This window comes from Pseudomonas fluvialis, from assembly GCF_014207935.1.
Classification (GTDB): domain Bacteria; phylum Pseudomonadota; class Gammaproteobacteria; order Pseudomonadales; family Pseudomonadaceae; genus Aquipseudomonas; species Aquipseudomonas fluvialis_A.
In genome coordinates this window covers 616,878-641,919 of sequence record NZ_JACHLL010000001.1, presented here as the reverse complement: position 1 = coordinate 641,919, position 25,042 = coordinate 616,878, and the positions used below count along the sequence as shown (strand labels likewise).

23 protein-coding genes are annotated in these 25,042 nt (G+C 64.7%); 12 read left to right on the top strand and 11 right to left on the bottom strand.

The window, feature by feature from the left end; genetic code table 11:
• Window positions 1-34 precede the first annotated feature (34 nt).
• Together HNP49_RS02880 and HNP49_RS02875 are read left to right on the top strand one after the other, a co-directional pair.
• Window positions 35-613 (top strand): lysophospholipid acyltransferase family protein, encoded by a 579-nt coding sequence (locus HNP49_RS02880; protein WP_184680455.1) that lies wholly within the window; start codon window positions 35-37, stop codon window positions 611-613.
• A 74-nt stretch (window positions 614-687) separates the two neighbouring features.
• Complete coding sequence (locus tag HNP49_RS02875) at window positions 688-1,032, top strand: multidrug transporter (RefSeq protein WP_184680453.1); 345 nt, start codon at window positions 688-690, stop codon at window positions 1,030-1,032.
• Between the two features lie 42 nt (window positions 1,033-1,074).
• Here HNP49_RS02875 and ggt read toward each other — a convergent pair whose 3' ends face one another.
• From ggt to HNP49_RS02845, 6 genes are all read right to left on the bottom strand, one after another.
• Window positions 1,075-2,763: a gamma-glutamyltransferase gene (gene ggt / locus HNP49_RS02870; protein WP_184680451.1), complete on the bottom strand. Its 1,689-nt coding sequence runs from the start codon at window positions 2,761-2,763 to the stop codon at window positions 1,075-1,077.
• Between the two features lie 112 nt (window positions 2,764-2,875).
• Entirely contained in the window at window positions 2,876-3,127 is a 252-nt protein-coding gene (locus HNP49_RS02865) for a YfhL family 4Fe-4S dicluster ferredoxin (RefSeq protein ID WP_095939759.1), read from the bottom strand.
• A gap of 250 nt (window positions 3,128-3,377) precedes the next feature.
• Window positions 3,378-3,857: a pantetheine-phosphate adenylyltransferase gene (gene coaD, locus HNP49_RS02860; protein WP_184680450.1), complete on the bottom strand. Its 480-nt coding sequence runs from the start codon at window positions 3,855-3,857 to the stop codon at window positions 3,378-3,380.
• A gap of 92 nt (window positions 3,858-3,949) precedes the next feature.
• Window positions 3,950-5,545: a GMC family oxidoreductase gene (locus HNP49_RS02855; protein WP_184680448.1), complete on the bottom strand. Its 1,596-nt coding sequence runs from the start codon at window positions 5,543-5,545 to the stop codon at window positions 3,950-3,952.
• A 58-nt stretch (window positions 5,546-5,603) separates the two neighbouring features.
• Window positions 5,604-6,149, bottom strand: a complete 546-nt coding sequence (locus HNP49_RS02850; protein WP_184680446.1) for a twin-arginine translocation pathway signal protein — start codon at window positions 6,147-6,149, stop codon at window positions 5,604-5,606.
• 55 nt (window positions 6,150-6,204) lie between these two features.
• Window positions 6,205-7,668, bottom strand: coding sequence for a coniferyl aldehyde dehydrogenase (locus HNP49_RS02845; RefSeq protein ID WP_221445037.1), 1,464 nt, complete (start codon window positions 7,666-7,668; stop codon window positions 6,205-6,207).
• Window positions 7,669-7,833: 165 nt separating this feature from the next.
• On the opposite strand from HNP49_RS02845, the gene HNP49_RS02840 reads away from it, so the two are divergent.
• The 5 genes from HNP49_RS02840 to HNP49_RS02820 all read left to right on the top strand — a co-directional run bounded on the left by HNP49_RS02840 (window position 7,834) and on the right by HNP49_RS02820 (window position 14,439).
• Window positions 7,834-8,508 (top strand): TetR/AcrR family transcriptional regulator, encoded by a 675-nt coding sequence (locus tag HNP49_RS02840; protein ID WP_184680442.1) that lies wholly within the window; start codon window positions 7,834-7,836, stop codon window positions 8,506-8,508.
• Between the two features lie 82 nt (window positions 8,509-8,590).
• On the top strand, window positions 8,591-9,985 hold the full coding sequence (locus HNP49_RS02835) for a diguanylate cyclase domain-containing protein (protein WP_184680440.1): 1,395 nt from the start codon (window positions 8,591-8,593) through the stop codon (window positions 9,983-9,985).
• Between the two features lie 3 nt (window positions 9,986-9,988).
• On the top strand, window positions 9,989-11,317 hold the full coding sequence (locus HNP49_RS02830) for a glycosyltransferase family 2 protein (protein WP_184680432.1): 1,329 nt from the start codon (window positions 9,989-9,991) through the stop codon (window positions 11,315-11,317).
• 1 nt (window position 11,318) lies between these two features.
• On the top strand, window positions 11,319-13,376 hold the full coding sequence (locus HNP49_RS02825; RefSeq protein WP_184680430.1) for a TolC family protein: 2,058 nt from the start codon (window positions 11,319-11,321) through the stop codon (window positions 13,374-13,376).
• A gap of 28 nt (window positions 13,377-13,404) precedes the next feature.
• Window positions 13,405-14,439, top strand: a complete 1,035-nt coding sequence (locus HNP49_RS02820; RefSeq protein WP_184680428.1) for an HlyD family secretion protein — start codon at window positions 13,405-13,407, stop codon at window positions 14,437-14,439.
• Here the strand turns inward: HNP49_RS02820 and HNP49_RS02815 are convergent.
• A complete protein-coding gene (locus HNP49_RS02815) occupies window positions 14,376-15,413 on the bottom strand; it encodes a hydrolase (RefSeq protein ID WP_184680426.1) in 1,038 nt (345 codons plus the stop codon). The genes HNP49_RS02820 and HNP49_RS02815 overlap by 64 nt on opposite strands.
• A gap of 469 nt (window positions 15,414-15,882) precedes the next feature.
• Entirely contained in the window at window positions 15,883-16,803 is a 921-nt protein-coding gene (locus tag HNP49_RS02810; protein ID WP_184680424.1) for a glycosyltransferase family 2 protein, read from the bottom strand.
• Between HNP49_RS02810 and HNP49_RS02805 the strand changes: the two genes are divergently transcribed.
• Both HNP49_RS02805 and HNP49_RS02800 read left to right on the top strand, forming a co-directional pair.
• Window positions 16,802-17,740, top strand: a complete 939-nt coding sequence (locus HNP49_RS02805; protein WP_184680422.1) for a UDP-glucuronic acid decarboxylase family protein — start codon at window positions 16,802-16,804, stop codon at window positions 17,738-17,740. The genes HNP49_RS02810 and HNP49_RS02805 overlap by 2 nt on opposite strands.
• A 101-nt stretch (window positions 17,741-17,841) precedes the next feature.
• Window positions 17,842-18,246, top strand: a complete 405-nt coding sequence (locus tag HNP49_RS02800; RefSeq protein WP_184680420.1) for a ribonucleotide reductase subunit alpha — start codon at window positions 17,842-17,844, stop codon at window positions 18,244-18,246.
• Here HNP49_RS02800 and rsmD read toward each other — a convergent pair.
• The 3 genes from rsmD to HNP49_RS02785 are packed head-to-tail and all read right to left on the bottom strand — an operon-like array spanning window position 18,240 to window position 21,671.
• The gene (gene rsmD, locus HNP49_RS02795) at window positions 18,240-18,854 is read right to left on the bottom strand and encodes a 16S rRNA (guanine(966)-N(2))-methyltransferase RsmD (protein WP_184680418.1); all 615 of its coding nucleotides are present in this window, start codon (window positions 18,852-18,854) and stop codon (window positions 18,240-18,242) included. The two genes, HNP49_RS02800 and rsmD, sit on opposite strands and share 7 nt — an antisense overlap.
• The gene (locus HNP49_RS02790; RefSeq protein WP_184680416.1) at window positions 18,854-20,323 is read right to left on the bottom strand and encodes a pitrilysin family protein; all 1,470 of its coding nucleotides are present in this window, start codon (window positions 20,321-20,323) and stop codon (window positions 18,854-18,856) included. The genes rsmD and HNP49_RS02790 overlap by 1 nt, the downstream gene beginning before the upstream one ends.
• A complete protein-coding gene (locus tag HNP49_RS02785; RefSeq protein WP_184680414.1) occupies window positions 20,316-21,671 on the bottom strand; it encodes a pitrilysin family protein in 1,356 nt (451 codons plus the stop codon). Before HNP49_RS02785 ends, HNP49_RS02790 begins: the two co-directional genes overlap by 8 nt.
• A 149-nt stretch (window positions 21,672-21,820) precedes the next feature.
• Between HNP49_RS02785 and ftsY the strand changes: the two genes are divergently transcribed.
• The 3 genes from ftsY to ftsX are packed head-to-tail and all read left to right on the top strand — an operon-like array spanning window position 21,821 to window position 25,000.
• Window positions 21,821-23,308, top strand: a complete 1,488-nt coding sequence (ftsY, locus tag HNP49_RS02780) for a signal recognition particle-docking protein FtsY (RefSeq protein ID WP_184680412.1) — start codon at window positions 21,821-21,823, stop codon at window positions 23,306-23,308.
• Between the two features lie 13 nt (window positions 23,309-23,321).
• Window positions 23,322-23,990, top strand: coding sequence for a cell division ATP-binding protein FtsE (gene ftsE, locus HNP49_RS02775; RefSeq protein WP_095939768.1), 669 nt, complete (start codon window positions 23,322-23,324; stop codon window positions 23,988-23,990).
• A 56-nt stretch (window positions 23,991-24,046) separates the two neighbouring features.
• Window positions 24,047-25,000 carry a permease-like cell division protein FtsX gene (gene ftsX / locus HNP49_RS02770; RefSeq protein ID WP_311772067.1) on the top strand — a complete coding sequence of 318 codons (954 nt, stop codon included), beginning with the start codon at window positions 24,047-24,049 and terminating at the stop codon, window positions 24,998-25,000.
• Window positions 25,001-25,042: the final 42 nt, after the last annotated feature.

The following is a 25,042-nucleotide window of genomic DNA, read 5'->3' as shown; positions in this document are numbered from 1 at the left end:
CGAAACTGCCGAGAACAAGAATAAGAGGTGAATGATGTCCGGCAATTATCTTCCGCCCAACCCCTTTGCCGAGTGGGTCGGGCGTACGGTCCTGCGCCTGATGGGCTGGCGTATCGAGGGGCAGATGCCCGCGCTCGACAAGTTCGTGGTGATCGGTGCCCATCACACCTCGAACTGGGACTTCGTGCTGTTTCTCGCCGCCAAGTTCGTCCTGCGCCTGAATGCCCGCTGGTTCGGCAAGCACACCATCTTCCGTTGGCCGTTCAACAATCTGTTGCAGCGCTGGGGCGGTATTCCGGTGCGTCGCCATCTCAAGCTGAACATGGTCGATCAGGCGATTCAGGGCTTTCGCGACAACCCTGAGTTCATGCTGATTCTTTCGCCGGAGGGCACGCGCAAGAAGGTCGAGCGCTGGAAAATGGGCTTCTATCACATCGCCCGCGGCGCTGGTGTACCCATAGTGCTGGCGGCGCTGGACTATGCCGAGAGGCGCATCGTGATTGGACCGGCGTTTCAGCCCACCGGTGACCAGGCGGCCGACCTCAAGGCCATGTTGGCATTCTTCCGACCTTATCCGCCGAAAAAGCCGGAATATGCGTTCTACGGGGATTGACCTGCATCACGCTGACTTTTTCCGAAGCGCTGTTATAGTTAACCGACAACGAGAACTCCTGAAGGATCGCAACCATGAACCTGTTCCGTACCACCGCTGCTGTCCTGGCGCTGACCACTGGCCTTCTGACGCTGCCGGCACATGCCGAGGTGGTGCAGCAGAACACTAGTGGTGATCCTACCTATACCACGGGCGCGCCAAGAGCGTTTTCCATGGTTGGTGACCTGTTGATTGCCCGTCCGCTGCTGATTGGCGCCACCGTGATCGGTGCTGCCGTCTTCGTCGTCAGCCTGCCGTTCACCGCTCTGGGCGGTAACGTGGGTGAGGCAGCGGATGCGCTGGTCGGCGAGCCGGGTCGTGAAGCCTTCGTGCGTTGCCTGGGTTGCACCACCAGCGCGCCGGCGTACAGCGGCAAGTAAGCGCAAGCGCATCAGAAAAGGCCGGTCACTGACCGGCCTTTTTCATTGTGGTGGCAGGGCGAGAGTATCTGCCCGGCCTAGCCCGCGGGGGTCGCTGGCGCCTTCGACTGCGCCACTCTGCTTGTTCCAGCGCAGCACCTGCAGGTTGCCATAGCGGCGATTGGTGCTTTGCAGCTGATGGCCTAGGCGCAGCAGTCCGGCCTTCTCCTGGCTGCTGAAGGTGGCCGGCTCGTACTCCAGCACATCCGGCAGGTATTGGTGGTGAAAGCGCGGGCGGGTGGCCCAGCGTTCGATCGGCTGGCCGTCCAGGTATTCGAGGATGCCCAGCAGCACCATGCTGGGAATGCGGCTGCCGCCCGGTGTGCCGAAGCTGCTCAGCTCACCGGCGCTCTCGACGAAGCTCGGCGTCATGCTCGACAGCGGGCGTTTGCCCGGAGCGATCAGGTTGGCCTGGCTGCCGGTCAGGCCATAGGCGTTCTGCTCATCCACGGCCTTGGCGAAGTCATCCATCTCGTTGTTCAGCAGCACCCCGCTGCCTTTGGCAGTAAAGGCGGCGCCGAATGGCAGGTTGATCGACAGGGTGGCGCTGACGGCATTGCCGGCCTGGTCGATCACGGTGAAGTGAGTGGTGTGCTGGCCTTCGTGCCAGGCGGTGGCGGGGGGCAGGCTACTGCTGGGCGTGGCCTTCTGGCGGTCGATGGAACGCGCCAGTTGTTGCAGGTAGGCCGGTGCCAGCAGGCTGGCCAGCGGATTGCGCACCTGATCCGGGTCGCCCAGCAGGCCTCGGTCGCGGTAGGCGCGGCGCAGGCTTTCGATGACCAGATGATCGCGGGTGAGGGTATCGGCCTTGCGCCAGTTCAGTTGTTGCAGCATGGCCAGGCTCTGGATCAGCGCCACGCCGCCGGCCGAGGGCGGTGGTGCGGTGATCAGTTCACGCCCATCCTGCAGCTTGGCGCGTAGCGGCTGACGCTCGATCACCCGATAGTCCGTAAGGTCCTTGTGGGTCCAGATGCCGCCAGCGGCCTGGACCGCGCGCACCAGCAGATCGGCGGTACGTCCGCTGTAGAAGCCGGCGTGGCCGTGATCGGCAAGGCGTTGCAGGGTGCTGGCCAGCTCCGGCTGGCGCAGCAGGCTGTGCTCGGCGGGCGCCTGGTTATCGCTCAGGAAAATGCGCGCCGTCTCGGGGTCCGCCTGCATGGCCTTGAGCCGCCAGCTGACTCGTTCGCGGTACAGCGCATCGATGCCGATGCCATCACGTGCCAGGCGCTGAGCAGGATACAGGCTGTCGCGCAGCGCCAGCTTGCCATAGCGCTGGCTGAGGTGGGCGAGTGCGGCGGGCAGGCCGGGGATGGCGGCAGCCAGAGCACCGTCCAGTGACGGCGCCTGGCCTGCCTTGCCGGGAGTGGCATACATGCTGGCGTGGGCCTTGAGCGGCGCCCGTTCGCGCGCATCGACGAAGCGATAGCGTGGCGTTGTCCCTGCCTCTCTCAGCAGAAAGAACCCGCCGCCGCCCAGGCCCGAGCCATAGGGTTCTGCCACCGCCAGGGCGGCAGCTACTGCCACGGCCGCGTCGAAGGCATTGCCGCCGGCGGCCAGGGTTTCCAGTCCGGCGACGGTGGCGGCCGGATGGGCGCTGGCCACCAGTGCATGCTGGGGGCGTTGGACGGGCGTTTCGGCGTGGAGGCTGCTGCACAGCAACAGGCCGACGAACAGGCTGAGCAATGGGCGCATGCGGGGTATCTGCCAGATCAATGGCGGCGCGCGGACAAACAAAAGCCGGCGCGCCGGACTCGTCTACCCAGTGTAATCGAGTCGGTCGCGCCGGCTGGCGAAAGTCTGCGGATCAGGCCTTGCCGGTGATGATCCGGTACTTGGCCATCAGTTCGTCATGGCTCTCGACATGGTTGGGGTCGAGGGGGATGCAGTCGACCGGGCAGACCTGCTGGCACTGCGGTTCGTCATAGTGGCCGACGCACTGAGTGCACAGGTTGGGATCGATCACATAGATCTCTTCGCCCTGGGAGATGGCGGCGTTGGGGCATTCGGGCTCGCAAACGTCGCAGTTGATGCAGTCTTCGGTGATGATCAGGGACATGGGATGACTCCAGTGCCGGTCAGGCACGGTATTGCCGGGACAGTGCTGCAATTTTGCCGCATGGCGCGGCACGCTGCATCAGTGAAGATGCGGCGAGTTGCCTCAGAACCTGTTCAAAGTCTGCTGCGCGTCGGCCATGCTGCGTTGAAATTGGGCTCAGAATGCTCATTTACAGCTCGTAAACTGCGCTTCTTCGCCCACTTTCGCCTTGCCTGGCTCTAGCTCGCCAGGCTTTGATCAGGTTCTCAGATCACTGGGCGAAGCGGTTTTTCAGCGCTTCTTCCACCGCAGGGTGGACGAATTTGCTGATATCGCCACCGAGGGCGGCGATTTCGCGCACCAGGGTCGAGGAGATGTAGGAGTACTTCTCCGAGGGAGTGAGGAACATGCTCTCCACCTCGGGCACCAGTTGACGGTTCATGTTGGCCAGCTGGAACTCGTACTCGAAGTCGGACACCGCGCGCAGACCGCGCAGGAAGACATTGGCCTTCTGTTCCTTGACGAAGTGGGCGAGCAGGGTGGAGAACCCCACCACCTCGACATTCGGCAGGTGGGCGGTGACTTCACGGGCCAGGGCCACGCGTTGCTCCAGGGGGAACAGCGGGTTTTTCTTCGGGCTGGCCGCCACGGCGACGATGATGTGGTCGAACAGGCGCGAAGCGCGCTCGATCAGGTCACCATGACCCTTGGTAATGGGATCGAAGGTACCTGGGTACAGCACTCGGTTCATCGCAACGTCCAGACAGGTCCGTAGGGGACTCGGATGGTAGCGCAGCAGTTCCCCAAGGCCAAGCCAAAGGGAACTCTGCGGCAAATCAGCGGTCAGGCCGCTTTCAGGCGCTCGGCGAGCAGGCTGGCGAGCTGGGCGGTGAGGCCGTAGATCGACAGCTGTGGGTTGGCGCCGATGCTGGTGGGGAACAGCGAGCCGTCGTGGATCGACAGGTTCTCCAGCTGGTGGTGGCGTCCCAGGCTGTCGGTGACGCCCAGCTTGGGATCTTCGCTCATGCCGCAGCCGCCCATGACGTGGGCGCTGCCCAGGCGGGTGCGGTAGATCTCCAGGCGCAGCGAATCGATCAGCTCGCGGGCCTGGGCCGGGGTCTTCACATAGTCGGCATCGGCGTGCAGTGGCAGCACGGCCTTGGCGCCAGCGGCGAACTGGACTTCCGCCATGACCTGGAAGGCGCGACGGATGCCGTCCCAGGTGTAGTCCGTCATCTGGTAGTCGAGCACCGGGCTGCCGTCGCTGCGCAGCTCGACCTTGCCCACCGCGCTGTCCGGGTGGAAGCCGTCGCGCATCAGCGCCAGCATCACGTTGGTATGCGGCAGCTGCTCCATGCGCAGGGCATTGTCGATGCCGAAGCGGCCGAGCAGGGTGGCGGTCAGTGCCGGTTGCAGCGGAGGCACTTCGAGCTTGTAGGACATGCGCCCGGTGATGCCGTCATCCCACTGGAAATGATCGGAGTAAAGCGACTGCGGCGCGCCGTAGAAGGGGTTGATCACTTCATCGAACTGCGCTGCGGAAAAGTTCACCGTGTGCAGGAAGGTACGCTGGCCGGTGCGGCCGTGCGGGTCGGGGGCGTTGGAGCGCATCAGCAGTGCCGGGCTGTTGATACCACCGGCGGCCAGCACATAGTGTTTGGCCTTGACCAGAATCTTGCGGCCGTTGGGTGCCACACAGCGCTCGTCCAGCCCCAGGCATTCGATGCCGGTGACCTTGCCGCCGCTGATCTGCAGCTTGTCGGCGCGCGCCAGATAGAGCAGCTCGCCGCCCTTGTCGAGGGTGGCCGGAATGGTGGTGACCAGCATCGACTGCTTGGCGTTGGTCGGGCAGCCCATGCCGCAGTAACCCAGGTTCCAGCAGCCGCGCACATTGCGCGGGATGACTTTCCAGTGATAGCCGAGCTTGTCGCAGCCACGGCGGATCACATCGTTGTTGGCATTCGGCGGGATGGCCCAGGGCGCGACGCCCAGGCGCTGTTCCATCTTCTCGAACCAGGGCGCCATGTCGGCGACGCTGTGGCCCTTCACGCCATAGGTCTCGGCCCAGTGCTGCAGGGTGCCGTCCGGGGTGCGGAAGCTGGAGGTCCAGTTGACCAGGGTGGTGCCGCCCACGGCACGGCCCTGCATGATGGTGATGGCGCCGTCCTTGCTCATCCGCCCCATGCCTTCCTGATACAGCGAGCCATAGGCCTCGGGTTCCTGCATCTTGAAGTCGGAACTGGTCTTGAGCGGGCCTTCTTCGATCAGCAGGACCTTGAAGCCGGCTGCGCTGAGGATTTCCGCGGTGGTGCCGCCGCCTGCGCCGGAGCCGACGATGGCCACATCGGCTTCCAGGGTCAGGTCCTGGCTCAGGCGCGAGCCGTCGTAGGTCTTCCAGCCGCGAGACAGGCCCTCTTTGAACAGATCCGGTACAGGCATTTCAGGCTCTCTTTTTATGATTCAGGCAGTACAAGGCTGAGCGGGTTGCAGGCAGGCATCAGACAGTGGGTGGGCCGGGGTAACCGCAGTGACCCCAGGAGTCCGGGTTGCCGTACCAGGCCAGCATCACCAGTTGCAGTAGCGAGGCATGGCCCATCTTCAGCAGGCCCAGCGAACTGTTCTGCCAGCGGTCGAGGAATTGGCGGATATCGTCGCCGCTGGCTTTTTCCCAGCTGCCCCAGATGCCGGTCAGCGGGCCACGGGTCACGCCCATGGCCAGCACGTCGAACAGCTGGTTGGTGAGCTTGGCCATTTCCGGCGAGAAACGGTTGAGGCTGTAGTCGATGCCGGCGATGGTCTTGCCCACGGCGGCTTCCATCTTTTCGGCGGGCACGGCGCCTTCGAGGATCACCGGGATCAGCGCGCGCAGAAACGGCAGGTCGCCGTCACGCAGGATCGCCAGGCCCTGGGCCGGCACACTGGCCGAGCAGCCGCTGAGGCTGGCGGTGACACCGGCGGTGGCGAGAAAGGCCGAACCGAGCAGGCCGACCTTGAGCAGGCTGCGCCGGGAAAGTTCGGGCGCGTCCATCGAATGTGCAGTCATGGAAAATCTCGCGGCAGTTCAGCGACGGGCCGGTCAGGCGACCGGCCCAGGAGACTCAGCGGACGAACAGCTTGTACACCAGCTTCTGGATGGCCTTGCCGTAGGGTGGGTAGATCATCCGGGCGGCGTTGTAGCGCTGCTTGATGAAGGTGCTCTTGGCATGGCTGAAGGTCTTGAAGCCTTCGTGGCCATGGTAGTGGCCCATGCCGGACGGGCCGACGCCGCCGAAGGGCATGTCGTCCTGGGCCACGTGCAGCATGGTGTCGTTCAGGCACACGCCGCCCGAGTGGGTGCGCTCCAGTACGCGCTGCTGTTCGGCCTTGTCGTAGCCGAAGTAGTACAGCGCCAGCGGGCGGTCGCGCTCGTTGATGAAGGCCAGTGCGTCTTCCAGCTTGTCGTAGGGGATCACCGGCAGCAGCGGGCCGAAGATCTCGTCCTGCATCACCTTCATCTCGTCGTTCACATTCAGCAGCAGGGTGTGCGGCAGACGGCGGCCCTGGCCTTCGGCATACAGCGGGATTACCTGGGCGCCCTTGCTCTCGGCGTCGGCGACATAGCTCTTCAGGCGCGCCAGCTGACGCTCGTTGATGACGGCGGTGTAGTCCGGGTTGTCCTTGAGGGTCGGCAGGAAGCGCTGCACCACTTCTTTATAGGCGGCAACGAAGCCGTCGACGCGGTCCTTCGGCACCAGCACATAGTCAGGCGCCACGCAGGTCTGCCCGGCGTTGAGGGTCTTGCCGAAGGCGATGCGCTCGGCGGCATCGCTCAGCGGTACGTTGGCCGAGACGATGGCCGGCGACTTGCCGCCCAGTTCCAGGGTCACCGGGGTCAGGTTCTCGGCGGCGGCGCGCATCACATGCTTGCCCACGCTGGTGGCGCCGGTGAACAGCAGGTGGTCGAACGGCAGCTTGGAGAAGGCCACGCCCAGCTCCACTTCGCCGAGCACCACGCACACCAGATCCTCGGGGAAGATGCGCGCCAGCAGATTCTTCACCAGCGCGGCGGTAGCCGGGGTGGATTCACTCATCTTGATCATTACCCGGTTGCCGGCTGCCAGCGCGCCGATCAGCGGGCCCATGGCCAGGTACAGCGGGTAGTTCCAGGGCACGATCACGCCGACCACGCCGACGGGCTGGTACACCACCTTGGCGGCCGCGGGCATGAACGCCAGGCCGACACTGCGGCGCGAGGGCTTCATCCACTTCTTCACGCGCTTGGCCGAATAGTGGATGGCATGCAGGCTCGGCATGATCTCGGCGAGGATGGTTTCATCCGCCGAGCGGTTGCTGAAGTCCGCGCTGATGGCCTTGATCAGGCTCTCCCGCTCGCTGGAAATCAGTTCCGCCAGGCTGTTCAGCCACTGTACGCGCTGCTCAGCCGAGGGCATCGGATGGGCGCGATAGGCACTACGCTGGCGGGCAAACAATTGCTCGAGCTGGGCAATTTCCTGCTGGGTCTGCTGCAGGTAGGCGATATCGGCAACCATGGTGGGGCTCCTGGTAGGGTGGCTTTCGAGCATTTTTAGAGCAAATGCTCTAGAGTGTCAAATAGCATGACTGCCGGGCCGCCGTGCGGCAGCCCAACGAAAAGTTAGCGTGCCCGCCGAGGGCTGCTGCGCGGTAACATGCGCCTGTTTCCGCTGCGGCCCGGTGCCCCAGTTGTCAGTCAGAGAGGACCCGTTGGCATGGCCCCGCGTGTGAAAACCCGAGACCGCATCGTTGCCGAGAGCCTGGAGCTGTTCAATGCTCAGGGCGAGCGCAACGTCACCACCAATCACATCGCCGCGCATCTGGGCATGTCGCCGGGCAACCTGTATTACCACTTCCGCAACAAGCAGGCGATCATCGCCGAGCTGTTCGCCCAGTATGAGGCGCAGGTCGACCAGTTCCTTCGGCGCCCCGAGGGGCGGGCACTGACGGTTGCGGACAAGACTTTCTATCTCGAAGCCCTGCTGGCGGCGATGTGGCACTACCGCTTCCTCCATCGTGACCTCGAGCACCTGCTCGAAGCCGATCCGGAGCTGGCCGCCCGCTACCGCACCTTCGCCCAGCGCTGCATGGTGCAGGCCCAGGGGATCTACCAGGGCTTCGTCGAGGCCGGCATCCTGCTGATGGAAGCGGCGCAGGTCGAAGCACTGACCCTCAACAGCTGGATCATCATGACCTCCTGGGTGCGCTTCCTCTGCACCACCTTCGGCAGCCACGGCGACCTCAGCCAGGACATGCTGCGCCGCGGCATCTACCAGGTGCTGGCACTGGAAGGTGGCTACGCCAGCGCCGAGGCGCGCCCGGCGGTCGAGGCCCTGCAGCAGAAGCTGTTTGTGCCGCTGGACGGTCGTTTCGACGGTGCTGCCAGCTGATTGGCGTCATGCATTCGGTGATTGCTTAGTGTGATACTGAGCACATCTTGAGGATTTATCCTCGACCTGTTGCGAGCGCCGCATGCCTGACATCTTGCCCCGTATTGCCATTCTCAGCTGGGAACCGGACGCACAGCCACGCAGTGGTGCCACCCTGTTCAACAGCGTTGACGCCCTGCTGGCCGAGCCGGCTTTCGATGTGCTGCTGCTGGATCTGCCCAGCGCCGATGCCGGTCAGGCGCTGCGCCGCTTGCGCCGTGCCGAGGCCTATTACTTCAGCCTGATCTACTGCACCCAGGAGCCGGATGCCTGGGGTCAGGCGTTGGCCGATGGCAAGGCGCCGTCCAGCCTGGCGGCACTTGCGCCGCTATGGCGCGCCTGGCATGAACGCCTGGCTCTGTTCAACCGCGGGCGTGTGCCCGAGCGCCTGGAAAGCCGGGTGCTGGCCTGGCTGTGGCTGCGGCCCACGGCGCAGTTGCGTGCCGTGTGCGATTCCAGCTGCGCTCAGCATTATCGCTACCCGCTGATCGAGGCGCTGGCTGGCGATGACGGCTTCAATGCCTTCGGCTGGCTGCAGCTGATGCTACAGAAGGACTGGCTGGAAACCACCGATCTGCTCGACCGGGTACGCCTGTGTGGCGGCTGCGGCTCCGGGCGCCTGAACTACGTGGATGTCTGTCCGGAGTGCCATGCTCTGGATATTGTCCGCCAGCCGTCGCTGCACTGCTTCACCTGTGGCCATGTCGGCGCGCAGGAGGAGTTCCTCAAGGATGGCGTGCTGATCTGTCCCAACTGCTACAGCCGCCTGCGGCATATCGGCAGTGACTATGACCGGCCGCTGGAGAACTACCGTTGCCGCGCCTGCCAGGCCTTCTTCGTCGACTCGTCGGTGGATGCGCGCTGCCTCGACTGCGGCCAGGTGCATAGCCCGGAGCGCCTGCGGGTACGTGAGGTGCGGTTCTTTCAGCTGTCGGAAAGCGGCCACCTGCGCTGTCGTCAGGGCCTGGACGACAGCACGGCGGCGGATGCCTATTTCCAACGTCTCAATCTCACCGGCGAGGCCGGCTTCCATGAACTGCTCAATTGGCAGCTGGCCCAGGTTCGGCGTTATGGCGAGCCAGGGTTCTCCCTGCTGGGATTGCGCGTGGACAACCTTGATCAGGTGTTCGCCGAGCTGGGCGAGATGCGCGGGCATACCCTGGTTGACGCGTTGGTCGAGCGGGTTCAGGAAATCATCCGCGATACCGATCGTTGTACGCGCAGCAGCGAGGATGTGCTGTGGATGCTCCTGCCGCGCACGCCAGCAGTCGGTCTGCAGCGCCTGCAGGAGCGCCTGCTGGAGGGCGCGCAGCGTGTCCAGAGCGATGCGCAGCAGCAGATCAACCTGCGCATGGTCGGCTTCACGGCCCCCGAGGATATTCAGGCCGAGGAAGATGCGCCGCTGCTGCTGGCACGCCTGGCCGCCGGGCTGAACTGAGCCATGGATTTCGTCGAGCAACTGGTCGAGCTGATTACCGCGCTGAGTGCGCCGGATGGTTTGTCACGGCTGTTTCTCATGCTGTTTCCGTTTTTCCTGCTGTTCGAGCTGCCGCTCAATGTGCTGGTGATGCTCGGCGTGCTGCGCTGGTTTGCCCGCCAGCGCAGCAAGGTGCCGTATAACTCGCTGTACCGGCCACGGGTGTCCTGCATCATTACCTGCTACAGCGAGGGCATGGATGTGCAGAAGACCCTGCTGAGTCTGTGCGAGCAGACGTACCCAGGGTCCATCGAGATCGTCCCGGTGGTCGATGGCGCGGCGGTCAACCACGAAACCCTGGAAGCGGTACGTCGCTTCAAGGTCGACCCACAGCTCTACCCGCGTCGCTATCTGCGGCCGATCGCCAAGTGGCAACGCGGCGGCCGGGTGTCTTCGCTGAATGCCGGGCTGGCGTTGTGCTCGGGCGAGATCATCATGGTGCATGACGGCGACACCTCCTTCGACAACAACATGGTCAGCGCCATGGTGCGGCATTTCGAAGACCCCAATGTGCCGGCGGTGGCCGGCAGCCTGAGGGTGCGCAATGTCTGGGCTTCGCTGAGCACGGCGATCCAGGCCCTGGAGTACCTGCTGTCTATCCACATGGCGAAGATCGGCCTCAGTGAATGGAATCTGGTCAACAACGTCTCCGGTGCGTTCGGCGCGTTCCGCCGCAGCTTCATTGAGCGTGCCGGCGGCTGGGATACCCATACCGCCGAAGACCTGGATATCACTCTGCGCATCAAAAGCTACTTCGGCCGCTACCGGAAACTGCGCATTCCCTTCGAGCCTGAAGCCATCGGCCATACCGATGCCCCGGTGACCTTTCGCCAGTTCCTCATGCAGCGCCTGCGCTGGGATGGCGACCTGTTGTTCCTCTATGTGCGCAAGCACCCGGCCAGCATCACGCCGCGCCTGATGGGCTGGGGCAATTTCATCATGACCCTGATCAGTGGCTTTTTCTTCCAGCTGGTGCTGCCGTTCATCATCCTCGGCTACAGCCTGTTCGCCCTGCTGGTGCTGCCCTGGCAGACCCTGGCCCTGCTGGGCGCCCTGGTCTACCTGCTGTACCTGCTGATCACCCTGCTGCTCTATCTGTGCATGCTGGGACTGATCTCCGAGCGGCCAAGGCAGGATCTGCGCCTGGCGGTGCTGGTGCCGATCTTTCCGCTGTTCATGTTCATCATGCGTTGCTGGAGTGCGGTGGCGATGCTCAACGAGCTGTTCCGTCGTGGTCACGAGGAAACCAGCATGGCGCCCTGGTGGGTCATCAAGAAGGCAACGAGGTTCTGAGATGCGGGTTGTCTGGCTGACGAGTCTGGTTTTTCTGAGCCTGCCCCTGGCAGCGCAGGAGATAACGCTGGCGCAGTTGCTGCAACGCCTCGACGAGGGGCCGGCGCTGCAGCAGGCCGCGCAGCAACTGCAGGCGGCGCAGGCCGAGCAGGCCCTGCGCGAGGCCGAGCAGGGCTGGAGCCTGTTCGGCAGCGCCAGTACTGGCGATTACCGTGACCTCGATACCAATGGCGCGGCGGAAACCTATGACGATTACGTCGGCCAGGACTATCAGCTCGGCCTGCGCTACCCGTTGCTGGGCAGTCTCAAACGTCAGGTCGAGGCGGTCAACCGCAGCCGTTCGGCGGTACAGCAGCAACAGCTGCAGCTGGCCCTGCAAAGGGCTGAACAGCGCCTGCTGCTACGCGGCGCCTATGCCGACTGGTGGGCGGCGCAGGCCATGCAGCAGTGGTGTGGCCAACTGCAGACACGGGCCGCTGAGGCTCAGGCCAGCCTGGATGCCCGCTGGCGTGCCGGCTGGCTGCGCACCTCGGTGGCGCAGCAGCAGCAAAATGCCTGGCGGTCCTTGCAGCGTCAGTGCCGCGACAGCGCGGGGCAACAGGCCGAGGCGCAGAGTATGCTGGCGCTGCTGGTGCCGCTGCCCGCCGCAGGCACGGCACGCGCCGAAGCGCTGCCCAGTCAGCCGCAGGGGCTGCAGGCCTGGCAAGGCGCGCTGACCCGCCATCCGCGTCTGAGCCAGCGCGAGCAGGCGCTGCAACTGGCCGACGAGCAGCGCGGCAGTCGCTGGTACGACAGCGTCGACTCCAGCTTCAGCCTGGCCCAGTCACTGCAGGACCGTAACGACTACCGGCGTAATGGTGATGGTCTGGTGGCCAGTCTGGCCTTTGCCATGCCCTTCGACCTACTCGGTGCCGATCAGGCCCGCCAGCGCTTGGGTGAGGCCAACTACCAGGCGGCGCAGCAGGCTCTGGCCGCCGAGCGCCAGCAGTTGCAGTTCAGTGTGCTCAAGGGGCTACGAGCCTACCGGCAGAGCCTCGACGCGCTGCAGGACAGTCTGGAGCGTGTGCAGCAGGCCGAGCAGCTGTGGCGCGAGCGCCAGGCACGGCGCGCGGTCGAAGGCGAGGAAGGGTTGTTGGCGGTACTGGAGGCCGAGCAGGGCTATCAGGCCGCGCTGCTCGGGCGCATCCAGGGCTGGCATGCGGCCTGGCTGCGCGAGGCGGAGCTGCGTCTGCTGCTGGACGATCAGGCCGAGCTGGAACCCTTGCTGGGTGATGGCCGGCTGCACTGGCCATCCGCAGCGGACGCCGACGTGAGCGCCTGGAGCCAGGGCGTATATATCTGGGACAGCCGCGCTTTGCTCGATCCACAGCGACGTGCCGCCGAACTGCAGCGCCTGCAACATAATGGCCTGCGTCAGCTGTATGTTGGCCTCAGCGCGGCCCAGGTGCGGGCCGAGGACGGCAGCATCGCGGCGCTCAAGGCCCTGCTGCAGGCGGCAGAGCCACTGGGGCTACAGGTCAGTCTGCTGCTCGGCGAGCCGAGCTGGATTACGCCGCAGGGCCGTCCCGAGCTGTTGCGTCTGCTTGAACGCTACCGCCAGCTGCCGTTTGCCGGCCTGCATCTGGATCTGGAGGTCGAACAGTTGGGTTGGCCGGTGCCACCGGAGCGCCTGCAGCAGTGGCTGGATACCCTGACGGCGGTAGCTCGGCACAGTCCCTGGCCGCTGGCGATCTCCAGCCACCCACGCTGGTTCGAGGAGCCTGCGACCGACACGCCTTGCGTCCCCTGCGCGCTGGAGTTGGTCGAACAGATCAGCCTGATGATCTACCAGCGTGATCCACGGCGCAGTGCAGACGCGGCCACGGCCATCGCCGCGCGCTGGCCGCAGCTGCGCTTTCGCCTGGCGCAGAGCGTCGAACGCCAGCTGCAGGGTAACCTGAGCTGGAAAGACGCCAGCGCCGCGCAACTGCAAACACAGGTCTCGGCCTGGCAGCCCGAGCTGTCGGCCGCCGGGATCAGCGGTATCGACTGGCAGGACTGGCAGGACTATCCGCGCTAGGAAACGGCAACAGACTCCGAGACTTTCGATGAAGATTCGCTTTAACAGTGACAAGGAACGCAACCCCACCCAGGACGGTGGTCTCAAGGTGCTCTATGCGCCCGGCAAGCGCGTGGCCTTCCGTCTGCGCTGGTACCTGATCCTGCTGCTGATCAGCAGCCCGCTGCTGTGGTTCTTTGGTCGCCTGGGGGTTGGCTACCTGCGGGTCGAGGCGCCCGCGCAGATCCAGATGCCGGTGGTCGAGCTGCGTGCCCGCGAGGCCGGTACGGTGGCCGAGCTGTTGGTCAAGGCGGGCGATCATGTGCAGCCGGGCCAACGTTTGCTGAGTCTGGATAACCCCGAGTGGCGCCTGCGTATCCAGCAGTTGCAGCCCGGTGAAGCGCCGGTTGCCGGCTCGCCGTCGAGTCAGGCGATTCAGCTGCAGCAGCGCGCCATCGAGCTGGCCCGCCAGCGGGTCAGCCAGGTTCAGGCGCTGCTGGCCCAGGGCGCGGCCACCCGTGGCGAACTGCTCAGCGCTCAGGCCGAATTGAATACCCAGCAGCAGGTTCTGCTTGATCTGCAGGCGCGCCTGCGTGCCCAGCGCAGTCAGGCCGAGGGTGATCCGCTGCAGTTGTTGCGTGAGGATCGCGAGCGGCAGTGGCTGCAGTCACGCCTGGACGGGTTGCAGTTCACCGCCAGTGAAGAGGGACGCGTCGCCGAGGTGCTGGTCAGTGCCGGCGAAAATGTTGGTCCAGGCACCCTGTTGCTGCGTCTGGAGCGTTCTGCCGAGCCGCTGCTGCTGATCTATCTGGAGCCGCGTTTCGCCGCGTATGCCGAACCCGGCCACCCTCTGGAGGTGCGTATGCCGGATGGCAGCTGGCGTTCTGCTCGTGTCCTGCAGGCGGCCGACAGCGCGCGGCGCCTGCCGGCAGGCATGCAGAAGCCCTTTACCGTCAGCCAGATGGGGTTGCTGGTGCCGGCCGAGTTCGAGCAGCCGTTGCCGCCGCTGTGGCGCGTCGATCAGCTGCCGCTGAAGGTGCGCTTCCCGCACGACTGGTCGCGCTTCATCGGGCTGGATGACTGACTGGCCAGCCACTGCGGGATGCGCCGCTCCAGGTAGAAGCCAGGCTGGCGCAGGCTGCCGTCGATAAATCCGACATGCCCGCCTTGTTTATGCAGCTCCAGCGTCGTGCAGGGGGCCAACTCGCCGGGCGCGGGCACGCTGTGGCGGAATACGAAGGGATCGTCTGCGGCCTGGATCAGCAGTGTCGGCGTGCGGATGGCGCCCAGGTAATAGCGGCTGGAGGCGCGCCGGTAGTAGTCGTCGGCATCATGGAAACCGTGCAGCGGTGCGGTGACGCGGCCGTCGAAGTCCCAGAAGGTGCGCATATCGTCCAGCGGGCCCAGGCCCTCCAGGGTCGCCAGGTGCTGGGCCAGGCCTCGCTCGGCGAAACGGGCGCGCTTGTCGGCCACGTAGGCCTTGAGCTCCTGCATGAAGTGCGCCTGGTATACCCGCGAAAAACCGATGCCGATGCGGTCGGCGCAGTGATCCAGGCGGAACGGCACCGACACCGCCACGGCGGCCTCCAGGCCGGAGTGCTCGCCCGTCTCGCCCAGGTACTTGAGCAGCACGTTGCCGCCCAGCGAATAGCCCACCGCGTACAAAGGCGCCTGTGGCCGGCAGGCCTGCAGGTGGGCGATCACTGCCGCCAGGTCTTCGCTGACGCCCGAGTGGTAGCCACGCGGTAGCAGGTTGGACTCGCCCGAGCAGCCGCGCCAGTTCAGCGCCACACTGGCCCAGCCCTGGGCGGCCAGTTGTTGCTGCAGGCCGAGCACATAGTGCGAGTCGGAGGAGCCGGTCAGGCCGTGCGCCACCAGCACCAGCGGCGCTTCGGCCTCGTGCGGGCCGTACCAGTCGAGGTCGATGAAATCGCCATCGGCCAGCCACAGTCGCTCGCGCCGGCGCTCTAGTTGCGGCGTCTTGCGAAAGAAGGAGGCCCAGAGGGTCTGCAGGTGCGGGCCGGGTAGCCACCAGGCGGGATAGAAGGTTGTGAGCATTTCAGTCACGGTCGAATAAATCACGTGTTAAAGCTTGTGCTGGATGTCCTGCTGGGCTGTCCAGCGATGTTTGTTACACATATAGCCTGCGTACTGGTGCCTACTGTTCTCGTCTGCAGTCAAACGATGGCCGAGCCGGTTGGCGAGCGTTCATGGAAAATCAGTCCAGTCTCTTGGTTTCCATGCACCGCATGATGCCTTGATGTTCTGACGCGGAAATTATTTGCACCGATATTCATGATCAGTTGGTAGGTGTCCTCGATACAGGTTCTGCTGGCCGAGGTTCCTGTCGGCAATAAAGTCTGGCGGGTATTGCTTGCTTCGGTGATGGCGCGGATCGCGTGTTGTGTGCGTCGTCATCGTTGGTCAGCAGTTGCTGGTTATCCTAGGGCGGCCAATGGCCTCCACAGCCGCCGGTGAGTAATGATCGGCGAAGTGGGATCAGGGCTGACGGCCTTGATCGTCATTTCTACACGCCAAAAGGTCGCAGCAGCCTGTCCATTAGCGAAGTTGCTCTGGTGCGAATCCTTGTCTTCCGTGCCCCGAATAGGCCAAACGACCGGAGTCTGCTGATCTCCAGTACAAAGCCCAGCGGTTCGCCATTTGTTCTGGTGAGCTCATCGGGTCGGAGGTGGATTGAGAAGGTTTTGGGTGGTTTACGGTTTTGTGAAAGCGCGTTCCCGATGCGAGTGAGAAGGTGCTGGCGGCTGTGAAGTGACAGCTCAGGTATGCCCCGACGACGCAGGTACTGCTTGGTCTTGATGTAACACCTGTTGATTTGGCTTTGGATGCGGACGTCTTTGATTGTATGAAAGGCCGTGCGCTGAGCATCATCGTGAGTAATGGGCTTGACGTACCCATGCGGATAGCTGGCGCAGTTCAGGTAGGCTAATTCGGCGAGCCGCGTATAGATATCCGTGTCTTCTCCGCCCCAGCCGCGAAAGGCTTCGTCATAGCCTCCTATCGCTTCGAAAGCTTGGCGAGTACAGAGGAATGTGCCGGCGACTTCTGGTCGTCGCTGGCAATCATCCTGACTGGCCAGGTAGAAATGATCAGTGTCCAGGTTGGCCGTCATCCAAGTCAGCCAACCAGGTGTGGCTTCAATGTCTGCGTCAATGAAGCACAGCCAGGTCGCATCTGCGATGGCAGCCCCCATGTTGCGCGCTCGCGGCAGGCAGAAGCCGGAGTCATCTTTGACCCGTACTACGTCTACCTGGGGGAAGTGCAACTCGACCCAGTCGGCCGTGTTGTCCGGGCAGCCGTAATCCACCAGAATGATTTGCGCCGGAGCCTCGGCGACCAAGGTTGGTAGGGTCTGCTCGATATGGTGCAGGCGTCCCTTGCATGTGGTGATGAAGGCAATTGAAAACATCTGTTTAGGGGCTGCCATGCGTGTTTTGGTAACTGGGGGGGCGGGCTTCATCGGCTCGCATTTGTGCCGACGTCTGCTCGAGCAGGGCCACGAAGTACTGGCGGTGGACAACTATTACACCGGCAGTCGAGCGAACATTCAGGATGTATTGGGGCATCCGCGTTTTGAGGTCATGCGTCACGACGTGACCTTTCCGCTCTACGTAGAGGTCGACCGTATCTTCAACTTCGCTTGCCCGGCCTCGCCGATACACTATCAACGTGACCCGGTGCAAACAACCAAGACCAGCGTGCATGGGGCGATCAACATGCTGGGCCTGGCCAAGCGGACTGGCGCGCGTATCCTGCAGGCCTCCACCTCGGAGGTTTATGGCGACCCCGAGTGTCATCCGCAGCCGGAGAGCTACTGGGGGCGGGTCAATCCGATCGGCATCCGCAGCTGCTACGACGAGGGCAAACGCTGTGCCGAGACGCTGTTCTTCGACTATTACCGGCAGCATGCGTTGGACATTAAGGTCGTGCGTATCTTCAATACCTACGGTCCGGGAATGCAGCTTTATGATGGTAGGGTGATCAGTAATTTCGTGGTCCAGGCACTGCAAGGCGAAAATATCACCCTGTATGGTGATGGCAGTCAGACGCGTTCATTCTGCTTCGTATCCGATCTGGTCGAGGGCGTGGTGGCGATGATGGATAGTCCTGCTGACTTCGTTGGACCGGTTAACTTGGGCAATCCTGCGGAGTACAGCATCGCTGAGATCGCCGAGATCATCCTGCGTCTGTGCGGCTCCCGTTCGAAGCTGGTGTTCAGGCCCCTGCCCGAGGATGACCCACGCCAACGCCAGCCCGATATCGCACTGGCACGTGAGCGCCTGGGCTGGCAGCCTCGCGTTGAGCTGGAGCAAGGGCTGGGAGAAACCATCGACTATTTCCGTCAGGTGCTGATGCGGCGCTGAGCCCTGCCGGGCTATGTCTTTGGAGATAGATGCAGGCGGCTGGAAAAATTCTAGAGTACCCAGCTGTGTCCCCAGTGTGCGGTTTCCAGGAGCCCTGCAACATGAATATCACCCAGTTCGCCGATCTGCTTGTCGCGGCTCGCGCCCAGGAAGAGCCACAGCGCCTGCTGTTGGTGTTTGCCGCCGCCGAATTGCCCAAGGACGCCACGCCCGAGGAGGCCCAGCGTTTTGCCAATGGCGAGGGCGGGGCACTGAAACCGGTTCTGTGCGTCGACAAGCTGCCGCAGGAGCTGGCGGATTTCCCCGCCCTGCTGGCCGAGGCGGAGCGCACCGGGATTGCCTGGGACCTGCTGTTCGCCGCCGGACTGTCCGGACGCGGTGGTCAGGTGCCGAGCAGCGACGAGGCCGAGCAGCCGCTGAAAATGATGGTCGGGGCCATCGAGAGCGGCAGCATCGGTCAGTTCCTCGCCTTCGACCGCGAAGGCGAGGTGGTGGCCTTCTACTGAGCCTCGCGCTGCCAAAGGGCGTAGTGCACCTGGCCGGCGTGTTTCTCCCGGTGCAGACGCCAGTTGCCCGGCAGGCCGAGGCTGGAAGGGGCGTGCTCGCTTTCGGTATAGATCCAGGCCCCCGCAGCCAGCCAGCCGCGCTGTTCGAGTAGCTCGCAGGTCGGCTGTAGCAGATTCTGTTGAAACGGCGGGTCGAGGAATACCAAGTCGAAGGGCGTGGCGCTCTGCTCGCTCAGGTAGCGCAGGCTGTCCTGCTGCTGCACCTGGCCGCGCTCGCACTGCAGGGTCTGCAGGTGCCCGCGCAGCGCCGCCACGGCCGCGCCATTGAGGTCCATGGCCAGGCCGGCGCTGGCGCCGCGGGACAGGGCTTCGAGGAACACCGCGCCGCTCCCAGCAAAACACTCCAGAATCCGCGCCCCGGCGACATAGGGGGCGAGCCAGTTGAACAGGGTTTCCCGCACCCGGTCCGGGGTCGGGCGCAGGCCCGGCCCTTCGGGGAAGGCGAAACGACGCGAGCGCCATTCACCGCCGATGATGCGCAGCTGGCCCTGGCCGCCATGGGGCTTGTTGGCCGGGTTGCTGGCCGGTTTGCGTGTGGACTGGCGCATCAGTGCTCCGGAATGCCGGTCGGCTGGGCTGCCGGCTTGTCGGTGGGCGGTGGCAGCGGCTGCTGTGGCACCTGCGGGCCGGCGGTGACGATCAGCATGCCCTCGGGCTTGAGGTGCCTGGCCATGGCAGCACGTACCTCTTCGGCGCTGAGCGCCTGCACCTGGCTCATGAAGTCTTCCAGGTAGGTCAGCGGCAGATCATAGAAACCGATGGCGCCGAGCTGGCCGACGATATCGGCATTGCTCGCGGTGGACAGCGGGAAGCTGCCGGCGCTTTCGCGCTTGGCGTTGTCCAGCTCTGCCTGGGTCGGGCCCTTGGCCAGGTAGTCGCGCAGAATGTCCTGCACGAGCTTGAGTGTGCCTTCGCTCAGTTCGGCGCGGGTCTGCACGTTGATCAGGAAGGGCCCGCGCGCCTGCATGGCGGAGAAGCCGGAGTAGATGCCGTAGGTGAGGCCGCGCTTCTCGCGCACTTCTTCCATCAGACGGGTACCGAAACCGCCGCCGCCGAGGATCTGGTTGCCCAGGTACAGCGCCGGCCAGTCGGCTTCGCGGCGGTCGATGCCAAGTTGCGCCAGCAGGATGTGGGTCTGCTTGGACGGAAAATCGATGTGGCTGGGGCCGGCCTTGGGCTCGCTCGGCTGCGCCATCTTGGCCAGCGCCTGGCCCTGGGGCAGGGCGGCGGAAACCTCGGCGGCAATGGTTTCGGCTTCGGTGCGGGAGAGGTCGCCGACCAGGGCAATCACCACGTTGCCGGCGGCGTAGGCGCGCTGGTGGAAGGCGATCAGCTGTTCGCGGTTGATGCCCGGGATCGTCTGCGCGGTGCCTTCGCTCGGATGGGCGTAGGGGTGGCTGCCATACAGGCGCTGCATCAGTTCGAGATTGGCCAGCTTGCCGGGGTTCTGCTTGTTCATCTCGAAGCTGGCCAGCAGCTGATTCTTGATCCGCGCCAGCGAGTCGGCGGGGAAGGTCGGCTGGCCGATCACCTGATTGAACAGCTGCAGCGCCGGCTGGCGCAGCTCGGGCTTGCTCAGGCTGCGCAGGCTGGCGATGGCCATGTCGCGGTAGGCGCCGTTGCCGAACTGGGCGCCGAGATCCTCGAAGCCTTCGGCGATGGCGCCGACATCCTTGCCGGGCACGCCTTCATTGAGCATGGCGTTGGTCAGCAGAGCCAGGCCGGCGGCCTCGCCATCCTGGCTGCTGCCGGCGGCGAAGGTCAGGCGCAGGTCGAACATCGGCAACTCGGGGGCGGCGACGAACAGCACCTTGGCGCCGCCCGGGGTCTGCCAGGTCTGGATTTGCAGATCGCGGCGGGCCGGCGCCTGCTGGTCGAGGCTGCTGAGTGACTCCAGAGCTGCGCGGCCCTGGGATTCGGTGGCGGGTTGGCGCACCACGGCGCCCAACAGGGCGGCTATGCCTATCAGCAGGACGACGCCAAGCAGGCTGTCGCGCAGGGAATGACGGTCACTCATGGGCGGTGGCCTCCGGCAGGATGTGCGCGACGGTCAGGCGCGTGCGGGTGAAGTAGGTGCGGGCGGCGGCCTGGATGTCGGCCGGGGTGATGCTTTCCAGGGCAGCCAGGTCCTGATCAAGCAGGCGCCAGGACAGGCCGACGGTTTCCAGCTCGCCGATGCTGGTGGCCTGGCTGGTGATCGAGTCGCGCTCGTAGACCAGGCCGGCAATGACCTGAGCGCGGACGCGGGCCAGTTCTTCGGCCGACGGCGGGTTGTCCTGCAGGTCCTTGAGCTGGCGCCACAGGCCATCTTCCACCTGCTGCAGGGTCTTGCCGGTCTGCACGTTGGGTGTGGCAGAAATGACGAACAGGCTGTCGCCACGGGCATGGGCGTCGTACCAGGTCGAGGCGCCGGACACCAGTTCCTCGCCGCGCTCCAGTCGAGCCGGCAGGCGGGCGCTGTCGCCGCCGTCGAGCAGGGCCGAGATCAGGCGCAGGGCGTGTACCGGCTTGGCGTCCTTGGCGCTGCCGAGGCTGGGAGCGTTGAAGCCGTAGAGCAGGCTGGGCAGCTGGGTCTTGAGGTACAGCGTGGTGCGCCGCTCACCCGGCTCGGCCAGCTCCAGCGGTGCCTTGGCCGTCGGCACGGGACGGGCCGGAATGCTGCCGAAATAGCGCTCGGCCAGAGCCTTGACCTGCTCGGGCTGGACATCGCCGACCACCACCAGGGTGGCATTGTTCGGCACGTACCAGGTGCGGTACCAGGCGCGCAGGTCATCGACGTTCATGCGCTTGAGGTCGGCCATCCAGCCAATGGTCGGGTTGCGGTAGCCGCTGGCAGGGTAGGCCATGGCCTTGAAGCGTTCATAGGCCAGAGAGGATGGCTTGTCGTCGGTGCGCAGGCGGCGCTCTTCCTTGATGACCTCGATCTCGCGGGCGAATTCGTCGGCCGGCAGCTTGAGGCTGGCCAGGCGGTCGGCTTCCAGCTCCAGGGCTACGGCCAGGCGGTCGCTGGCCAGCACCTGGTAGTAGGCGGTGTAGTCGTCGCTGGTGAAGGCATTTTCCTCGGCGCCCAGCTCGCGCAGGATGCGCGAGGATTCGCCCGGGCCGAGTTTGCGGCTGCCCTTGAACATCATGTGTTCGAGGGCGTGGGACAGGCCGGTCTGGCCAGCGGTTTCATAGCTGGAGCCGACCTTGTACCAGAGCTGGGAGACCACCACCGGCGCGCGGTGGTCTTCGCGGACGATGATCTTCAGGCCGTTGGCCAGACGAAATTCGTGAGTCGGCTGGGCATCCTTGGCCGGGGCTGCCAGCGGCAGGCACAGGCAGGCCAGGAACAGGCCGAGGGAGCGGCGGGCGCGTATTGTCATGGTGAATGCTGACCTTCTGGACGGCCCGCGCGGCGTACCGCCGGCAGGCGAAGAGGTGCTAGGATACCCCATCCTTTTCCGGGGCGGCGCGCCGGTCCGTGGTTGACCTGAAAACCAGTCTGCGCCGCTCCCCTGAGATACCTGTACCCATGTTTGGTTCCAACGACGATAAAAAGACCCCGGCCCAACCCGGCCAGCCCCCCGTAGCGGGCAATGCCCCCGCTGAGCCGGCCGCCGAGAAGAAATCGATGTTCGGCTGGCTGCGCAAGAAACCCCAGGAAACGCCGGCGCCGGCAGTCGTGCCGCAGGAGCCTATGGCTGCTCCTGCTGTAGTCCCGGCGCAAGAGAGTGCCCCGGCCGTGGTCGCCGAGGCGGCGCCTGTCGCGCCGGCCCCGAGTGAGCCGGTGGCCAGCGTTGTGACTGAGGCGTCTGTTGCGCCAGTGCCCAGCAGCGAGGTGGCTCCTGTACTGCCAGTCGAGCCTGTACCGGTCATGCCGGTGGCCGAGGCAGCGCCTGCGCTAAGCAGCACGCCAGTTGTCGAGTCTGCTGCGCCAGTAGTGGCTGACGAGACGCCGCGTCCGGCCTTCAGTCGCTTCCGCATCAATGCCGGAGCCGAGCCGATTGCTCCGGTGATGTTGCCGGTCGAGGTGGAAGTGCCTCCTGAGCCGGTTGAGGCTGCCGTGGTCGAGCAGGCCAAGCCCGGCGACAATCAGGGCGGCTGGTTCGCCCGGCTCAAGCAGGGCCTGTCGAAGACCAGCGCCAGTCTCGGCGAAGGCATGGCCAGCCTGTTCCTCGGCAAGAAGGCTATCGACGACGACCTGCTCGACGAGCTGGAAACCCGCCTGCTCACCGCCGACGTGGGTGTTGAGGCTACAACTGCCATTGTGCAGAGCCTGACCAAGCGCGTGGCGCGCAAGGAGCTGGCTGACAGCGATGCGCTGTACAAGGCGCTGCAGCAGGAGCTCAACGACCTGCTCAAGCCGGTCGAGCAGCCGCTGCTGATCGATACCGCGCACAAGCCCTACGTGATTCTGGTGGTCGGCGTGAACGGCGCCGGCAAGACCACCACCATCGGCAAGCTGGCGAAGAAGCTGCAGAACGAAGGCAAGAAGGTCATGCTCGCGGCGGGCGATACCTTCCGCGCGGCGGCCGTCGAGCAGTTGCAGGTCTGGGGCGAGCGCAACCAGATTCCGGTGATCGCCCAACACACCGGTGCCGACTCGGCCTCGGTGATCTTCGATGCTCTGCAGGCGGCCAAGGCCCGCGGTATCGATGTGCTGATCGCCGACACCGCCGGGCGGCTGCACACCAAGGACAACCTCATGGAGGAGCTGAAGAAGGTGCGCCGCGTGCTCGGCAAACTGGATGAAACAGCGCCCCACGAGACCCTGCTGGTGCTGGATGCCGGCACCGGGCAGAACGCCATCAACCAGGCCAAGCAGTTCAACCAGACCGTGAATCTGACCGGTCTGGCCCTGACCAAACTGGATGGCACCGCCAAGGGCGGGGTGATCTTCGCCCTGGCCAAGCAGATGGCGCTGCCGATCCGTTACATAGGCGTGGGTGAGGGCATCGACGATCTGCGGACCTTCGTCGCCGACGATTTCGTCAAAGCCCTGTTTGCAGAATCCAAGTAAGCGCGGAGAAGCCATGATTCGATTCGAGCAGGTCGCCAAGCGCTATCCCAATGGTCATGTCGGGTTGCATGAGCTGACGTTCCGCGTGCGCCGCGGCGAGTTCCTGTTCATCACCGGCCATTCCGGCGCGGGTAAGAGCACCCTGTTGCGCCTGCTGCTGGCCATGGAACGCCCCACCGGTGGCAAGCTGCTGCTGGCCGGGCAGGACCTGGCGCGCATCAGCAATGCGCAGATACCGTTCCTGCGCAGGCAGATCGGCGTAGTGTTCCAGAACCATCAGCTGCTGTTCGATCGCAGCGTGTTCGACAACGTCGCCCTGCCGCTGCAGATCCTCGGTCTGTCCAAGCCGGAGATCGACAAGCGCGTGCGTACCGCGCTGGAGCGCGTCAGCCTGCTGGACAAAGTCGACGCCTACCCGGCCGACATTTCCACCGGTCAGCAGCAGCGCGTCGGCATCGCCCGCGCGGTGGTGCACCAGCCGGCTCTGCTGCTGGCGGATGAGCCTACAGGCAACCTCGACCCGCGTCTGGCCGCCGAAATCATGGGCGTGTTCGAAGATATCAATCGTCTGGGCACCACCGTGCTGATCGCCAGTCACGACCTGGCCCTGATCGCGCGCATGCGCCATCGCATGCTGACCCTGCAGCGCGGCCGCCTGATCGGCGACGGAGAAGCAGCATGAGCGACGCAGCCAGCAAACCGAACCCGGTCAAACACGAGCCAACGCCGACCGCACCGATGCGCAAGCGCAGCGAGCAGACCGGCCCGGATCTGAAAACCCTGACCCGCGCCTGGCTGGAAAGCCACCGCGCCAGCCTGCTCGACAGCCTTCGCCGGCTGGCCAAACAGCCGATCGGCAGCTTCTTCACCTGCCTAGTCATGGCCGTGGCACTCTCGCTGCCCATGGGGCTGTCCCTGCTGCTGGATAACTTGGAGCGCCTCGGTGGCTCCTGGCAGCGCGCGGCGCAGATTTCCCTGTTCCTCGATCTTCAGGCCGGCGAGGCTGACAGCCAGCAGCTGCGCGACGAAATCGCCGCCATGCCGGATGTGGCCGAGGTCGAACTGATCAGCCGCGAACAGGCGCTGGACGAGTTCCAGCAGCAGTCGGGGCTGGGCGATGCCCTGCGCGAACTGCCGGATAATCCGCTGCCGGCGGTGATTCTGGTGACGCCCAAGGAGGTCGATAAGGCCGCTCTGGAGTCGCTGCGCTTGCGCCTGGATGAGCTGAACGCGGTCGAGCTGGCCCAGCTGGATCTGGTCTGGGTCGAGCGCCTGACGGCGATTCTCAAGTTGGGTGACCACTTTGTCTTCGGGCTGTCGCTGCTGCTGGTCATGGCCCTGCTGCTGGTGATCGGCAATACCATTCGTCTGGCTATCGAGAACCGCCGCACCGAGATCGAGGTGATCAAGCTAGTCGGTGGCACCGACGGCTATGTACGCCGGCCGTTCCTCTATATGGGCGCTATGTATGGCCTCGGGGCCGGGCTGATGGCCTGGGGCATTCTGGCCTTTGGTCTGGACTGGCTGAACAGCGCGGTGGTGCGTCTGGCTGGTCTGTATGGCAGCGACTTTGCCCTGCTCGGCGTGCCGGGTGCGGACGCCGCTTCGCTGGTGCTGGCGGCGGTACTGCTCGGTTACGTCGGCGCCTGGCTGGCGGTGGCGCGCCACCTGAGTGAGCTGGCGCCTCGCTGAATCGTCGAATTTTTGTTGTGCGGGCAATCTGTTACGGAACTT

Coding starts and splice junctions, on each gene's coding strand:
- HNP49_RS02880 (WP_184680455.1), top strand. CDS start 35: ATGTCCGGCAATTATCTTCCGCCCAACCCCTTTGCCGAGTGGGTCGGG.
- ftsX (WP_311772067.1), top strand. CDS start 24,047: ATGCGCAAGCGCAGCGAGCAGACCGGCCCGGATCTGAAAACCCTGACC.
- HNP49_RS02830 (WP_184680432.1), top strand. CDS start 9,989: ATGGATTTCGTCGAGCAACTGGTCGAGCTGATTACCGCGCTGAGTGCG.
- ftsE (WP_095939768.1), top strand. CDS start 23,322: ATGATTCGATTCGAGCAGGTCGCCAAGCGCTATCCCAATGGTCATGTC.
- HNP49_RS02875 (WP_184680453.1), top strand. CDS start 688: ATGAACCTGTTCCGTACCACCGCTGCTGTCCTGGCGCTGACCACTGGC.
- HNP49_RS02840 (WP_184680442.1), top strand. CDS start 7,834: ATGGCCCCGCGTGTGAAAACCCGAGACCGCATCGTTGCCGAGAGCCTG.
- HNP49_RS02845 (WP_221445037.1), bottom strand. CDS start 7,668: ATGCTCGAAAGCCACCCTACCAGGAGCCCCACCATGGTTGCCGATATC.
- HNP49_RS02800 (WP_184680420.1), top strand. CDS start 17,842: ATGAATATCACCCAGTTCGCCGATCTGCTTGTCGCGGCTCGCGCCCAG.
- HNP49_RS02855 (WP_184680448.1), bottom strand. CDS start 5,545: ATGCCTGTACCGGATCTGTTCAAAGAGGGCCTGTCTCGCGGCTGGAAG.
- HNP49_RS02835 (WP_184680440.1), top strand. CDS start 8,591: ATGCCTGACATCTTGCCCCGTATTGCCATTCTCAGCTGGGAACCGGAC.
- HNP49_RS02865 (WP_095939759.1), bottom strand. CDS start 3,127: ATGTCCCTGATCATCACCGAAGACTGCATCAACTGCGACGTTTGCGAG.
- ggt (WP_184680451.1), bottom strand. CDS start 2,763: ATGCGCCCATTGCTCAGCCTGTTCGTCGGCCTGTTGCTGTGCAGCAGC.
- coaD (WP_184680450.1), bottom strand. CDS start 3,857: ATGAACCGAGTGCTGTACCCAGGTACCTTCGATCCCATTACCAAGGGT.
- HNP49_RS02790 (WP_184680416.1), bottom strand. CDS start 20,323: ATGAGTGACCGTCATTCCCTGCGCGACAGCCTGCTTGGCGTCGTCCTG.
- HNP49_RS02815 (WP_184680426.1), bottom strand. CDS start 15,413: ATGCTCACAACCTTCTATCCCGCCTGGTGGCTACCCGGCCCGCACCTG.
- HNP49_RS02820 (WP_184680428.1), top strand. CDS start 13,405: ATGAAGATTCGCTTTAACAGTGACAAGGAACGCAACCCCACCCAGGAC.
- ftsY (WP_184680412.1), top strand. CDS start 21,821: ATGTTTGGTTCCAACGACGATAAAAAGACCCCGGCCCAACCCGGCCAG.
- rsmD (WP_184680418.1), bottom strand. CDS start 18,854: ATGCGCCAGTCCACACGCAAACCGGCCAGCAACCCGGCCAACAAGCCC.
- HNP49_RS02810 (WP_184680424.1), bottom strand. CDS start 16,803: ATGGCAGCCCCTAAACAGATGTTTTCAATTGCCTTCATCACCACATGC.
- HNP49_RS02805 (WP_184680422.1), top strand. CDS start 16,802: ATGCGTGTTTTGGTAACTGGGGGGGCGGGCTTCATCGGCTCGCATTTG.
- HNP49_RS02825 (WP_184680430.1), top strand. CDS start 11,319: ATGCGGGTTGTCTGGCTGACGAGTCTGGTTTTTCTGAGCCTGCCCCTG.
- HNP49_RS02785 (WP_184680414.1), bottom strand. CDS start 21,671: ATGACAATACGCGCCCGCCGCTCCCTCGGCCTGTTCCTGGCCTGCCTG.
- HNP49_RS02850 (WP_184680446.1), bottom strand. CDS start 6,149: ATGACTGCACATTCGATGGACGCGCCCGAACTTTCCCGGCGCAGCCTG.